15 protein-coding genes are annotated in these 13,745 nt (G+C 54.2%); 6 read left to right on the top strand and 9 right to left on the bottom strand.

What is annotated here, in order from left to right; genetic code table 11:
• Window positions 1–17: 17 nt before the first annotated feature.
• From GL2_RS05745 to GL2_RS05735, 3 genes are all read left to right on the top strand, one after another.
• Window positions 18–1,277 (top strand): ammonium transporter, encoded by a 1,260-nt coding sequence (locus tag GL2_RS05745; protein WP_143729700.1) that lies wholly within the window; start codon window positions 18–20, stop codon window positions 1,275–1,277.
• A gap of 86 nt (window positions 1,278–1,363) precedes the next feature.
• On the top strand, window positions 1,364–1,702 hold the full coding sequence (glnK, locus tag GL2_RS05740) for a P-II family nitrogen regulator (RefSeq protein WP_020413692.1): 339 nt from the start codon (window positions 1,364–1,366) through the stop codon (window positions 1,700–1,702).
• Window positions 1,703–2,084: 382 nt separating this feature from the next.
• Window positions 2,085–2,309, top strand: a complete 225-nt coding sequence (locus GL2_RS05735) for a hypothetical protein (RefSeq protein ID WP_143729699.1) — start codon at window positions 2,085–2,087, stop codon at window positions 2,307–2,309.
• Window positions 2,310–2,409: 100 nt separating this feature from the next.
• Here the strand turns inward: GL2_RS05735 and GL2_RS05730 are convergent, their stop codons facing one another.
• The 4 genes from GL2_RS05730 to GL2_RS05715 form a co-directional block, all read right to left on the bottom strand.
• Entirely contained in the window at window positions 2,410–3,147 is a 738-nt protein-coding gene (locus GL2_RS05730) for a DUF484 family protein (protein ID WP_143729698.1), read from the bottom strand.
• 125 nt (window positions 3,148–3,272) lie between these two features.
• The gene (gene dapF, locus GL2_RS05725) at window positions 3,273–4,103 is read right to left on the bottom strand and encodes a diaminopimelate epimerase (RefSeq protein ID WP_143729697.1); all 831 of its coding nucleotides are present in this window, start codon (window positions 4,101–4,103) and stop codon (window positions 3,273–3,275) included.
• A 119-nt stretch (window positions 4,104–4,222) separates the two neighbouring features.
• Window positions 4,223–5,476 (bottom strand): diaminopimelate decarboxylase, encoded by a 1,254-nt coding sequence (gene lysA / locus GL2_RS05720; RefSeq protein WP_143729696.1) that lies wholly within the window; start codon window positions 5,474–5,476, stop codon window positions 4,223–4,225.
• Entirely contained in the window at window positions 5,473–5,748 is a 276-nt protein-coding gene (locus GL2_RS05715) for a lipoprotein (protein ID WP_143729695.1), read from the bottom strand. Before GL2_RS05715 ends, lysA begins: the two co-directional genes overlap by 4 nt.
• Window positions 5,749–5,854: 106 nt before the next feature.
• Between GL2_RS05715 and cyaY the strand changes: the two genes are divergently transcribed.
• The gene (gene cyaY / locus GL2_RS05710) at window positions 5,855–6,181 is read left to right on the top strand and encodes an iron donor protein CyaY (RefSeq protein WP_143729694.1); all 327 of its coding nucleotides are present in this window, start codon (window positions 5,855–5,857) and stop codon (window positions 6,179–6,181) included.
• A 332-nt stretch (window positions 6,182–6,513) separates the two neighbouring features.
• Here cyaY and argH read toward each other — a convergent pair whose 3' ends face one another.
• The gene (gene argH, locus GL2_RS05705) at window positions 6,514–7,935 is read right to left on the bottom strand and encodes an argininosuccinate lyase (RefSeq protein WP_143729693.1); all 1,422 of its coding nucleotides are present in this window, start codon (window positions 7,933–7,935) and stop codon (window positions 6,514–6,516) included.
• 89 nt (window positions 7,936–8,024) lie between these two features.
• On the opposite strand from argH, the gene GL2_RS05700 reads away from it, so the two are divergent.
• Both GL2_RS05700 and GL2_RS05695 read left to right on the top strand, forming a co-directional pair.
• Window positions 8,025–9,182 carry a sensor histidine kinase gene (locus GL2_RS05700; RefSeq protein ID WP_143729692.1) on the top strand — a complete coding sequence of 386 codons (1,158 nt, stop codon included), beginning with the start codon at window positions 8,025–8,027 and terminating at the stop codon, window positions 9,180–9,182.
• A complete protein-coding gene (locus tag GL2_RS05695) occupies window positions 9,179–9,925 on the top strand; it encodes a LytTR family DNA-binding domain-containing protein (protein ID WP_143729691.1) in 747 nt (248 codons plus the stop codon). The genes GL2_RS05700 and GL2_RS05695 overlap by 4 nt, the downstream gene beginning before the upstream one ends.
• A 12-nt stretch (window positions 9,926–9,937) precedes the next feature.
• Here GL2_RS05695 and GL2_RS05690 read toward each other — a convergent pair whose 3' ends face one another.
• From GL2_RS05690 to GL2_RS05675, 4 genes are all read right to left on the bottom strand, one after another.
• Window positions 9,938–10,537 (bottom strand): LysE family translocator, encoded by a 600-nt coding sequence (locus tag GL2_RS05690; RefSeq protein ID WP_143729690.1) that lies wholly within the window; start codon window positions 10,535–10,537, stop codon window positions 9,938–9,940.
• 11 nt (window positions 10,538–10,548) lie between these two features.
• A complete protein-coding gene (locus GL2_RS05685; protein WP_143729689.1) occupies window positions 10,549–11,304 on the bottom strand; it encodes an SDR family oxidoreductase in 756 nt (251 codons plus the stop codon).
• A gap of 150 nt (window positions 11,305–11,454) precedes the next feature.
• Complete coding sequence (locus GL2_RS05680; RefSeq protein WP_143729688.1) at window positions 11,455–12,606, bottom strand: PilT/PilU family type 4a pilus ATPase; 1,152 nt, start codon at window positions 12,604–12,606, stop codon at window positions 11,455–11,457.
• A 65-nt stretch (window positions 12,607–12,671) separates the two neighbouring features.
• The gene (locus GL2_RS05675) at window positions 12,672–13,706 is read right to left on the bottom strand and encodes a type IV pilus twitching motility protein PilT (protein WP_143729687.1); all 1,035 of its coding nucleotides are present in this window, start codon (window positions 13,704–13,706) and stop codon (window positions 12,672–12,674) included.
• Between the last annotated feature and the right edge of the window lie 39 nt (window positions 13,707–13,745).

The raw sequence follows: 13,745 nt of genomic DNA, 5'->3' as shown, positions 1-13,745 counted from the left end.
TTTGAACGGAGAGAGAAATGGAGAATCAAGTTTTTCAGTTGCAATATGCAATTGATACCTTTTATTTTTTGGTATGCGGCGCGCTGGTGATGTGGATGGCCGCTGGTTTTGCCATGCTGGAAGCTGGCTTGGTGCGTTCAAAAAATACTACCGAAATTCTCACTAAAAATGTTGCGCTTTTTGCAATTGCCAGCATTATGTACCTGATGACAGGCTATGCCATTATGTATGATGGCAACTGGATGCTTTCAGGCATTGAGGCCTTCAGTCTCGACGGTGTACTGGCGGATTCAGCGGAAAATGGCTTTGACGGCGATTCCGTATATTCAGGAGCCTCGGACTTTTTCTTCCAGGTAGTGTTTGTTGCTACGGCCATGTCTATTGTATCCGGAGCTGTGGCAGAGCGTATGAAACTGTGGAGTTTCCTGGCGTTTGCCGTTGTCCTCACTGGTTTTATTTATCCACTTGAGGGCTCCTGGACCTGGGGTGGCAAAGAGGTTTTCGGGCTGTATAGCTTGGGTGATCTCGGCTTCTCCGACTTTGCCGGTTCAGGCATTGTTCATATGGCTGGTGCAGCGGCAGCACTGGCTGGCGTTCTGCTACTGGGCGCGCGCAAGGGTAAGTACGGTCCCAATGGGCAGGTCTATGCCATTCCCGGTGCAAACCTGCCATTGGCTACCCTGGGGACTTTTATTTTATGGATGGGATGGTTTGGCTTTAACGGTGGCTCCGTGCTTAAGCTGGGAGATGCGGCCAGCGCGCATTCCGTGGCTATGGTGTTTCTCAATACCAATGCTGCTGCGGCTGGTGGCGCAATTGCAGCATTAATTACAGGGCGCCTGCTGTTTGGCAAGGCTGACCTGACCATGCTGCTGAACGGTGCCTTGGCCGGATTGGTGGCGATTACTGCTGAGGCTTCCACGCCGACTGCATTGCAAGCAACCCTGTTCGGTATGTTTGGCGGCGTTTTGGTGGTCTTCTCTATCATCACTTTGGACAAACTGAAGATCGATGATCCAGTCGGTGCCATTTCTGTACACGGCGTTGTTGGCTTGCTTGGCTTGTTGCTGGTCCCACTGACCAATGATGATTCCACCCTCAGTGGTCAGTTGATCGGAGCGCTGACAATATTCCTCTGGGTCTTCATTGCCTCCCTGGCGGTTTGGTACCTGCTCAAATTAGTGACTGGCATCCGTGTCAGTGAAGACGAGGAGCAAGAGGGTGTTGACTTGGCTGAATGTGGTATGGAAGCTTATCCGGAATTTATGAGCAAATAGATGCTCTGCGATGGTGCTGCCTCGTGCCGGGGCAGTTTCCTGGCTGAGGTTCCCGCAAAGAAGACTAATCAGGGGAAATACAAGAAATGAAATTGATTACGGCCGTAGTAAAGCCCTTCAAGTTGGACGATGTGCGTACGGCATTGTCCGAAGTCGGGGTACAGGGGATGACAGTGACCGAAGTAAAGGGCTTTGGTCGCCAAAAGGGGCATACAGAACTCTACCGCGGCGCAGAGTATGTAGTGGACTTCCTGCCTAAGGTAAAACTGGAGCTGGCGGTTGATGACGATATGGTGGACTCTGCCGTTGAAGCGATCACTAAAGCTGCGCAGACTGGTAAGATTGGTGATGGTAAAATCTTTATTACTGCGCTGGAAGAAGTTATCCGGATCCGCACCGGTGAAACCGGTAGCGAGGCAGTTTGACCGACTGGTAAATTAATTGCTTTTTAGGCTATTCGTCACGGCCACCCCAAAAGCCCCTTCAGGGGCTTTGTTGTTTTAACTGTCTCACCTTCTTCCCCTGCTCTCCTGTGATCATTCTTTAGCTGTAACACATTTCTACACTGTCGCTTAAATCACCATAACAAACCGCAATATTCCTTGGTTTTTGTCCCAACAAAAAACTCTACTGCCTCGATTGCTTGTAGCTGGCGGCCTTGATGGGAAGTGCCTATATATTAATCGCCGCTTTTAATGCGGTAGGGGATCGCCACAGGCTGTGGCTTTCGGTTTCATCATGTCGCGGGAAGGGGCGGCACAGAGGTACTCCCTCTGTAACAGGAGTAAGAGTTACAGGGTTTTAGCTATGAAAGATGGTTATGAAGATCAGGGTAAGAACTCTCGCAGCAAGGACTCCGAGGAATTTGCCGAAGAGCGCTCTATCACCTCTCGTGAACGTGCCAGGAGTCAACTGAGCACGGATGTTGAGGAATTTCTCGCCGGTGGTGGGGCAATCAATGAGGTTGACCCAGAAGTTACCGCCGATCCCCCGCGTAAACCACAGCCTAAATACGGCAGCCGCCCTATTTAGTACAGCAGGGCTTTGCCGCCACCCTTACCTGGTTGGCGGCATATTATTTTTTGGGGGCCTGAGTTTGATGTCCCGTAGGATGGATTTAGTAGAGTCCGGTTTAGCGACTAACAAACCTGGGAAGCAGGCGCTCCAATACCTCGCCGATATAGGAGAGAAACAGGGTACCGAGGCTCGAGCGGTAGTATTGAGGATCGGATGAGCCTACGGCGAGCACCCCCATTTGGTTGCATAGGGGGACCACGGCTGCAGAAGCCACATCCTGCCAGCCTTCGCCAAACAGATACTCCCTCTCGGCGGGGCGCAGGGCTCCGCATACTGGGCGGCCATTGCGAAGAATTCCGCCAATAGCTGTCTCTGCGCCTGCGTGGGAGCTGGAACGGACCTGGCCCAGGCTGCGGGCGCTGGGCAGGGGTTCGAATAGAGTCAGGCTGGTGAACTCAACGTTAAAATCGGTTGCGAAGCTGGAGTAGAGGGCTTCTGTGGCTTCGCCTATGTCTCGCGCCTCCAGCAGGGCCAGGATCAGGCGGCGGCTGTTAAAGAAAAGCTGGTCGTTATCACGGGCATTATGCAGCAGTTGATCGAGGCGCTGGCGCATTTCAATATTGCGTTCGCGCAATAAGTTGGTTTGATGCGTCATCAGTGACACGGTCTTGCCATTATCCCGCGGCAACTTGATTGTTTCGAGCAGGTCCATCCTGTCGAGAAAGAACTCGGGATTCTGCATCAGGTAGCGGGCTACCTGCCGCGCAAGCAATTTGTCATCCCGCTGCATTTCCTTGTGGCTGCCGGCGACAATCTCTTCAGAGCTTTGATTGGCGTCTGTCTGTTCCATCATGGTCCATTCACATTGGCGCGGGATCGAGGTGAATTGACAGCTCCAGTGGGTAAGGACCCACTATCGACAGGCGCCACAGAACTCCCTGGGAGGTCGAATAGTCGCCACCTTGCCCGCAAGGTTATTCAAATAATGATTTGCCCGTGGAAAACCGTGATCGCGGGCCCGGTCATAGTAACCGGCTGACCCGGTCCGCTCCAGTGAATTGTCAGGTTGCCACCGGGCAGGCGGACCTCCACCTGATCATCCACCAGCCCGCGTTGGTGCGCATAGACCATAGCGGCACAGGCACCAGTGCCACAGGCACGGGTCTCGCCCACCCCCCGCTCAAACACGCGCAGCTGTGCTTCGTTGCGGGAGTTAATTTGCAGGAAGCCTACATTGACCTTTTGTGGAAAGCGCGGATGAGTTTCGATCAGCGGACCCAGCTGGTTCACGGGAGCCTCTTGGACATCCTCTACCAGCAGTACCGCATGGGGGTTGCCCATGGATAAGGCGCCGATAGTAAATGTCTCATCGCGAACATCAATGGGATAGCTTTCGGCGCAGCGATCGGCGTTAAAGGGAATCAGTTCCGGTTCCAGCACTGGGGCGCCCATATCCACGCTGACCTGGTCGCTATCCATGACTTTGAGTTGCAGCATGCCCCCAGCAGTCTCCACTTTCAGGCGTTTCTTGCCGGTAAGGCGGCGTTCGCGCACAAAGCGTGCAAAGCACCGGGCGCCATTGCCGCAGTTTTCCACTTCGCTGCCATCGGCGTTGAAAATCCGATAGCGGAAATCTGCGTCAGGGTCGCGAGGTGACTCCACAAGCAGAACCTGGTCACAACCAATGCCCAGGCAGCGATCGGCAATTCGGCGAATCTTATCGGGGGACAGTTTGACCCTCTGGCTGATGCCGTCGAGCATCACAAAGTCGTTGCCAAGCCCATGCATCTTGCTGAATTTAATGCGCATTCCATTTCTCTAGTGATTCTCTGTATCTGACCGATATTGGCGTCTCTCTGGCCCACACGGGCTGCCTGCGAGTAGCGGCACCAAAGTTGTTATTTTGACATCTATTTCGCCACAAAGAGTCAGACTTTTTCCGGTACTGGCGTTTCTCCCTTTACCAGGTCACTGAAGGTTTCTCGCGTTCGTACCAGATAGGTGTTGTCACCGTCGACCAGAACTTCTGCTGCGCGAGGGCGGCTATTGTAATTGGAGCTCATGGTGAATCCGTAAGCGCCGGCAGAAAGCATGGCCAGCAGCTGTCCCTGCCGTAGAGCGAGGGCGCGGTTCTTACCGAGGAAATCGCCGGTTTCGCATACTGGCCCGACGATGTCCCACATGGCATCTTCACCGTGATCGGGGGTCACTGGCACTATATCCTGCCAGGCCTGATAAAGGGCTGGACGCAGGTTATCATTCATGGCCGCATCGACAATGGCGAAATTGTGCTCCTCGGTGCGCTTGAGGTAATCAATACGGGTCAGCAGTAAGCCACCGTTGGCCGCAATGGAGCGCCCCGGCTCCAATATCAGGCCGAGATTGCGCTCGCCGATACGCCCGATCACCGCCTGCAGGTAATCCGCTACAGGTGGTGGTTCCTCTCCCCGGTAGCGCACACCCAAGCCACCTCCCAGGTCCAGGTGCTCCAACTGTATGCCCTTACTGGAGAGGTCGTCCACCAGCATCAGTAGGCGCTCCAGGGCATCGAGAAAGGGGGCTACTTCGGTAAGCTGTGAGCCGATATGGCAATCCACTCCGATCACTTTCAAGTGCGGGGAGTTGGCCGCATGCATATAGACATCTAATGCACGGTCGATTGCGACGCCGAACTTGTTTTCCTTGAGGCCGGTGGAAATATAGGGGTGGGTTTGAGCGTCGACATCCGGATTTACCCGCAGGGAGACAGGTGCGATGGTTTCGCACTCGGCGGCAACCTGTTCCAGACGCTGCATTTCCGCCTCGGATTCGACATTGAAGCAATGCACCCCGACTTCCAGCGCACGGCGCATTTCATTGGCAGTTTTGCCGACGCCGGAAAATACTACCCGAGAGGGATCGCCACCGGCCAATAAAACCCGTTCCAGCTCGCCGCCCGAGACAATATCAAAGCCGGCTCCCAGCTGAGCCAGCAGAGACAGTATGCCAAGGTTGCTGTTGGCCTTTACCGCATAACAGATCAGGCCAGGATGGTTGCCGAGGGCATCCGCATAGGCCCGGTATTGACGCTCGAAGTGAGAGCGGCTGTATACATAGGTGGGAGTACCAAAACGTTCGGCGATCTGTTCCAGGGAGACTTCTTCAGCCCACAGGCTGCCTTCACGATAACTGAATTCACTCATTTTTCAGTTTCTTGCTCTTCTGGGAATTCCTCGTACAGGGGCTCTTCTACTGAAGGTTCAACCACTGCTTCATCTGCTGGCTCAATGGCAGGCCCGCTGGGTTCTACCGCAGTACTGCTAGTGGGCACTGTGGTGGGTGGGCCGCTGGTGATACTCGGCGCAGGTTCAGCCGGTGCTTGGGGCAGGTATAGCGGGCCCTTCTGGCCACAGCCAGTTGTTAGGGCAGAGGCGCCTAACAGGGCGAGGAAGGGGAAAAGCAATTTTTTCGGCATGGGTGACATCCTGCACTCGGGCTTTCGAAGCGGTGTTCCGCAAAAGCCTGATAGTATAGCGGCCGAATAAATTCATCACAGTAGACGGTAACAGAAGTAACAAAAGATGAGCCAAACGGAATACGAAGCGGCCATTGAGCAGAGCCTGATGGCGATTGAGGATGCCCTGGACGAGTGTGACTGGGATATTGATTATGAGCGCAGCGGGTCGGTTTTGACCCTTACTTTGGAGGACAACGGGAGCCAGGTGATCCTCTCGCGCCAGTCGGCCAATCGAGAGTTGTGGGTGGCGGCTAAATCTGGCGGTTACCACCTGGCCTTCCAAAGCCCCGGCTGGAAGTGTGGGACTACCGGGGAGGACCTGCCCACTCTGCTTGATCGCGTGCTGAGTGAGCAGCAGGGTGAAGCAGTCAGTTTAGAGATTGACCAGTAATAATTGTGGTTGGGCCTCTTGGCTGTTTGAAATTTTGCCTCGGGAAAATATCACGATGAACTTTTCGTACATCAAAAAATAACAGCGATATAGCTCTGGAATGCCCGTTGGAACCCCGATACTGCGGAATTGAAGTGATTATCCGATTTCCAGCTATTATTTTTTTCGAATAGTAGTTACACAGCAAACTTGAGCTTCGTAATGATATCGAATAGCCGTGAGTAACCGCGGGCTGGGATTTTAGCGGGGTGGCAAAGCAGGTTAGAGCTTTAAAAAGAAAGCCCGGGGGAGGGGTTTCCCGCGAGCTTTACTTTTTCTGTATTTCTAAACAACTAGCGCTGAGCAATGGCTTCGCGTGCGGATGTACAGGCTGCGCGTACTTGCCTTGGTGCGGTGCCACCGATATGGTCTCGCGCCGCTACTGAGCCTTCCAGGGTAAGGACCTCAAACACATCTTCAGTGATTTCTGCAGAAAACTGCTGCAGCTGGCCCAGGCTCAGTTCCGCCAGATCCTTATCCTGCTCGATGGCAAAGGATACTGACTGGCCGACAATTTCGTGGGCATCGCGAAAGGCAACGCCCTTGCGCACCAGGTAATCGGCCAGATCTGTGGCAGTGGAGAAGCCCTTGGCCGCTGCCTCCAGCATATTGTCTTTTTTCGCCTTGAGTGCCGGCACCATATCTGCAAAAGCGCGCAGACAGTCCAGAGCGGTATCAGCGGCGTCGAACAGGGGCTCTTTATCCTCCTGATTATCCTTGTTATAGGCCAGCGGTTGGCTCTTCATCAGGGTCAACAGGGCGATCAGGTGCCCGTTCACTCTGCCGGTCTTGCCGCGTACAAGCTCAGGCACATCCGGGTTTTTTTTCTGCGGCATGATCGAGGAGCCGGTACAGAAGCGATCCGGCAGATCGATAAAATCAAACTGGCTTGAAGCCCAGAGCACCAGTTCCTCACTGGCGCGGGACAGGTGGGTGAGCAACAGGGCTGCGAAGGCACAAAACTCGATGGCGAAATCACGGTCGCTGACAGAATCCAGCGAATTCTCGGTGGGAGCATCGAAACCCAGTAATTCGGCCGTACGTGCACGATCAATCGGATAGCTGGTGCCAGCCAGCGCGGCTGCACCCAGGGGCGAACGATTGACCCGCTTACGACAGTCCATCAGTCGTTCATAGTCCCTTGTCAGCATCGCATTCCAGGCCAGCAGGTGGTGGCCAAAAGTTACCGGCTGTGCGCTTTGCAGGTGGGTAAAGCCCGGCATGATGGTCTCAGCTTCACGCTCGGCCAGCTGCACCAGACCTGTTTGCAGGCGGGTTAGTTCGGCGCAAATCAAGTCGATACGGCCGCGTAGCCACAATCGAATGTCGGTTGCCACCTGGTCGTTGCGGGAGCGGCCAGTGTGTAGTTTTTTACCGGTAGCTCCGATTCGTTGGGTTAGACGTGCTTCGATATTCATGTGCACATCCTCCAACTGTACTGACCAGGGAAACTGCCCCGCTTTGATTTCTTCGGCGATATCCTTCAATCCATCAGCAATCTTGTGATATTCATCTGCGCTCAATACCCCCACTTCCGACAACATCTGTGCATGGGCGAGGGAGCCCTGAATATCTTCCAGTGCCATGCGTTGGTCGAAAGAGACCGAGGCGGTAAATCGCTCTACGAATGCATCGGTGGCTTCGCTGAAGCGGCCACCCCAGAGTTTGGCGGCCGGGTTGCTGGTGGAGTCAGTTGGGGCTTTGTCTTTGCTCATGGTTTTCCTGGCTGCAGTGAGGTGAAAGGCCGGGGAGCTTGGTGGTATCTTGCGCTTCGAACTTAGGGACAATCAAGAATAACAACTGCATGTCATTTCCCAGGCCGGCAGGCATTATATCGCAGAAAATTCGAAAAACTGACAGTTCTGGCAAGGATTCTGCGTCTCGTGGCGCTTTGCCTTTTCTGCCCGACCTTTGTAGCGTCACCTCCCTGGCCGCACTAGTGCTCATGGGGGAACTGCTGGCTCTGGTATTGGTTCTGGCCCTGGATGGGTTGCGCGAATTCAGCTGGCAACGACTGGGGTTAGTATCCCTGGTGATTCAATGGGTGATATTGCCTTCCGCTGCCGTACTTTGTCACCTGCGTCCCCATTTGGCCAAGCTGTCGCACAAGTGTGCCGGCGCCATCAGTTTTTCAGCAGTGCTCGCGGTATTGGGTATTGTGATGGGAATGCAACGCTACTTGCGAGCGCTACTGTTACAGGCCGGTTTCGACTGGTGGGGCCTGGCTAGCGACTGCCTGCTTGGGGCTATTTGTGCCGGTGTCGTGTTGCGTTACGCCTACTTGCAACAGCAGCTGTACAACCAGCAACAGGCTGAGCTGGGCGCTCGCATTGAAGCACTGCAGTCCCGTATTCGCCCACATTTCCTGTTTAACAGTATGAACAGCTTGGCCAGTCTGATTGCCGTGGACCCGGATCGCGCCGAGCGTCTGGTGGAGGACCTGTGCGCAATGTTCCGAGCCAGCCTTGCCGACCCAAAGCTGGTGCCACTGCAACAGGAGATCAATCTGGCACAGCGCTATCTGGAAATTGAAGCTCTACGACTGGGAGAGCGCCTGAAACAGCAATGGCAGTTGGAACAAGGTTTGGAGGAAATCCAGCTACCCAGTATGTTGTTGCAACCCCTACTTGAAAATGCCGTGCTGCACGGCGTGGCCCAGCTGCGTGAGGGAGGGACAATCACAGTGAACCTTGCAGCCAAGGATGGCGCCCTCAAGATCTCAATCGATAATCCCCTGCCGCGGGAAACTGTGCGCCCGTCCAGCGAAGGTAATGGCATGGCTATGGAGAATATCCGTCAGCGCCTTGCCGCCTATTACGGTGATCGCTTCAAATTTACCGCCTATCGGGAAGGCGGGCACTATCGGGTGGCTGTGCAGCTACCCTTGTTTCCCCGGGAGGCGGCTCGGCGGGATATAAAAGCTGCTGCAAATTCCACCAGACAGGCCGAGGTGATGGAGTGACCCAATTGCGAGTCCTGATTGTCGATGATGAACCCCTGGCCCGTGCGCGCCTGAACCGGCAACTGACTGCGATCGATAACTGCACCCCTGTGGGCGAGGCGGCGGATACTGAAGCCGCAATAATGCAGGTACAGATTCTCGATCCGGATCTGGTTTTACTCGATATTGAGATGCCCGGTGGCAGCGGTTTGGAATTGGCACAACAGCTGTCCACTCGAGATTGCCCGCCGGCGGTCATTTTCTGCACTGCCCACGATGAGTTTGCCTTGCCGGCATTTTCTACCACAGCCGTGGGTTATTTGTTAAAGCCGGTTAATGTAGAGCAGTTACGCCAGGCTGTTGAGAAGGCGCAGCGCCTGTGCAAGCCACAGCAAAAACTGTTAGATAAAAAGGACGGAGAGGAGCCCCATGGCCGAAGCCGTATTAAGGCTGTGAGCCGCCGCGGGGTAGAGTTGTTGGAGGTGGATACCATACGATGCCTGGTAGCCGACAGTAAATATGTCGTGGCTCATCACCTTGCTGGTGAGACGATTCTAGACGAATCCTTAAAAGAACTGGAAAGTGAATTCGGTGAGCGTTTTGTACGTGTACACCGTAGTGCTCTGGTGGCCGCGGAGCATATTATCGGGCTACGCAGGGACGGTAGTCATTTCCGGATAGAGTTGGAGGGTGTGGCAGAAGCACCGCTGGTAAGCCGGCGCATGCTGCCTTCGGTAAAAGCACTAATTACGGAGATATGCTGAGTATTCAGTTTTTTAACACAGAAAAACAAACAATACTGCAGCTACCATCAATAGGGCAAAGCACACCCTGATCACTCTCGCCTGTTTTGGTTTGTGGAATAGTGGCCGTAGGCTGCCACCCAGGCATAGCCAGGTAAAATCCACCACGGCAGCGACTACTAAGCAGACCAACCCTGTGGCGACATAGCTGAAACCGCTCTCCTCAATAGGTAACAGAAACTGGGAAAAGATCGCTAAAAAAGCGGCGTAGGCTTTTGGGTTGAGCAGATTAAAAATAAATCCATCCAGAAGGGATGGCGGTTGGGCAGCTGTCGACTGGTCTCGATCCAATACCGGGGCTGTGGCAATTTTGATTGCGATGTAACCAATATAAAGCGCGCCACATATCTGCACTGCCAAACGGGCCCCAGGCCAGGCAGAATACAGCGCCGCTACCCCGGCAGTGGCACCGACAATCGCTACGCACAGCCCGAGCAGAATACCGACAAGAAAGCCGGTGCTCTTTTTCACTCCAAATGTCGCTCCCGAAGCTGCCAGTGCAAGTGGCGCAGGGCCGGGAGAGCCGAGTAACAGACCCGTGGCTGCAATCAGGGAAAACAGTGCTTCAAACATAAATCTCTATCCTATTTCCCACCTGCGACATCAATAAATGAGCCGGTAGTGAATGCCGATTCATGACTCAGTAACCAGGCTACTGCTGCAGCGACCTCTTCTGGTTGACCGCCCCGGCCGAGGGGAATTGCAGATTTTAATCGCTCCACCCTGTCTGGCTCCCCGCCATCCTTATGCATTTCTGTATAGATAAAACCTGGTCGTATCCCATTTACGCGGATTCCCTCGCTGGCAAGCTCCTGGCTTAGGCCAATAGTCAGGGTGTCTATTGCCCCTTTACTCGCTGCGTAGTCAATATATTCGTTGGGTGACCCCCAGCGGCTGGCGGCGGATGAGATATTGACAATGGCTCCGCCACCGCCGCCATGTTTGGTCGACATTCTTTTTATGGCTTCGCGGCAGCAGAGAATCGTACCGGTGACATTTGTGCGAAGAACCTGGTCGATTCGCTCCGCATCCATTGCCTCAACGCGCATTTGTGGCTTAAGGATTGCGGCATTGTTCACAAGATATTGCAGGGGGCCAAGTTGCCGATCGACTTCATTAAATAAATGTGTGATATCGGTTTCTAAGGAAATATCAGCACGTACAGCGATTGCTTCAGTACCTAAGGCTTTGAGTTCATTCAGCAGACTTTCGGCCGAGTCTTTTCTCTCCCGATAACTGATTGCGATGTGGTATCCCTGCTGAGCAAGTAATCGCGCCGTTGCGGCACCGATTCCACGGCTTCCGCCGGTGACTAGAGCAATATTATTTTTAATGGGCACTTTTTAACTCCTGAAGAGGAAAACTATCGGGAACAGGGGGTATATGTGATTTTGTTATTGTTGTTGAAGAGTGGGGGGCGAAAAATGCGGAAGGGCACTGGCAGCGCTAGCGCTGCCAGTGCCCTTGGCTTGGACCGGGTTTACTGAGCTTTAATACAGTTGCGGCCCACCATCACCATATTCGGAGTCGTTTTGCAGGCTCAATTCCCCTGCTGCACTGTTTAAATATTCGGCATCTGATTCAGATTTGAGTTTGATCATCAGGCGCAGGTCATTGGAGGAGTCGGCGTGGGCGAGGGCATCTTCATAGGTGATCTCGCCGCGGTCGTAGAGTTCATACAGGGCCTGATCGAAGGTCTGCATACCCTGCTCGCCGGAGCGCTTCATTAATTCTTTCATTTTGTGTACCTCGCCCTTGCGGATCAGGTCCGACATCAGCGGGGTATTGATCATGATTTCCAGACAGGCGCGGCGGCCGTCGCCGTCCGGAGTGGGTACCAACTGCTGAGCTACCATCGCCTTAAGGTTCAACGACAGGTCCATAAACAGCTGCTGATGGCGGTCCGCCGGGAAGAAGTGGATGATACGATCTAACGCCTGGTTAGCGTTGTTGGCGTGCAGCGTGCACAGGCACAAGTGACCGGTTTCGGCAAAGGCGATGGCGTGGTCCATGGTTTCGCGGGAGCGCACCTCACCAATCAGGATAACGTCTGGCGCCTGTCGCAGGGTGTTCTTCAGGGCCACCTCGAAGGATTCGGTATCCAGGCCAACCTCACGCTGGGTCACAATACAGCCGCGGTGTTGGTGGATAAATTCGATAGGGTCCTCAATAGTGATGATATGGCCTTTGGAGTTCTCATTGCGATGGCCGACCATGGATGCGAGGGATGTGGATTTACCGGTACCGGTGGCGCCGACGAAAATAATCAGGCCGCGCTTGGTCATCGCCAAGTCTTTGAGCACATCGGGCAGGCTGAGACCATCAATGGTAGGGATCTTGGTCTCGATACGACGTAGTACCATACCCACCAGATTGCGTTGGAAAAAAGCTGAGACCCGGAAGCGTCCCACGTTGCGCACGGCGATGGCGTAGTTTAGTTCCTTCTGTTCAGCGAATTCACGTCGCTGTTTTTCGTTCATGGTACCTACCACCAGTTCGCGCGCCTTCTCTGGTGTGAGTGAAGTACTTGTGCAGGGCACAACTCGGCCGTGCAGCTTTAAGGAGGGGGGTATGCCGGCGGTGATAAACAGATCCGAAGCGCCTTTCTCTACAACCAGTTGTAGAAGTCTTTCAATTTCCATGGTGTTTACCGCGTTTTATTTTTGACAAAGTAGGGCCCTGCCAGCGGGCCCAAATGTGTTGCCGCTTAGAAGTTATCCGGCATCTTGGCTTTTTCACGCGCGACTTCGCGGCTGATGATACGGCGAGCCACCAGGTCTTCCAGGCATTGGTCCATGGTCTGCATGCCTACGCTGGCACCAGTCTGGATAGCCGAGTACATTTGCGCGATTTTGTCTTCGCGGATCAGGTTACGGATCGCTGGGGTGCCACGCATAATTTCGTGGGCGGCGACACGGCCACCGCCGTTCTTCTTCATCAGGGTCTGGGAGACTACGGCTTGCAGGGATTCCGACAGCATGGAACGCACCATCGCTTTTTCCTGTGCCGGGAATACGTCCACAACCCGGTCGATGGTCTTGGCAGCGGAGGTGGTGTGCAGGGTACCAAACACCAGGTGGCCGGTTTCCGCAGCGGTCAGTGCCAACCTGATGGTCTCCAAATCACGCATTTCACCCACCAGGATAATATCCGGGTCTTCACGCAGTGCTGAGCGCAGTGCCTCGGCAAAGCCGTGGGTATCACGATGTACCTCACGCTGGTTCACCAGACATTTCTTCGACTCATGCACGAATTCAATCGGGTCTTCAATGGTGAGAATATGCTCGTATTTGTTGTCATTGATGTAGTCCATCATCGCAGCCAGCGTAGTGGACTTACCGGAACCTGTGGGCCCGGTCACTAATACCAGACCGCGAGGGGTATCCGATATTTGTTTGAAGACCTGGCCCATACCCAGATCTTCCATGGTCAGTACCTTGGAGGGAATAGTCCGGAATACAGCACCGGCACCGCGGTTGTGGTTAAACGCATTGACACGGAAACGGGCTACACCGGGCACTTCGAATGAGAAATCCGTTTCCAGCAGCTCTTCGAAATCTTTGCGCTGCTTGTCGTTCATGATCTCGTAGATCAGGCTGTGCACCTGCTTATGCTCCATGGACGGCAGGTTGATGCGGCGTACGTCGCCGTCCACCCGAATCATCGGCGGTAGGCCGGCCGAGAGATGCAAATCCGAGGCGTTTTGCTTGGCGCTAAAGGCGAGGAGTTCAGTGATATCCATACTGCTACCTTATGGTTCTTGTTTGGGCTCAGGTAAAAT

Origin of the sequence: Microbulbifer sp. GL-2, from assembly GCF_007183175.1 — a bacterium.
Lineage (GTDB): Bacteria > Pseudomonadota > Gammaproteobacteria > Pseudomonadales > Cellvibrionaceae > Microbulbifer.
This window is presented reverse-complemented; position numbering and strand designations above follow the sequence as displayed.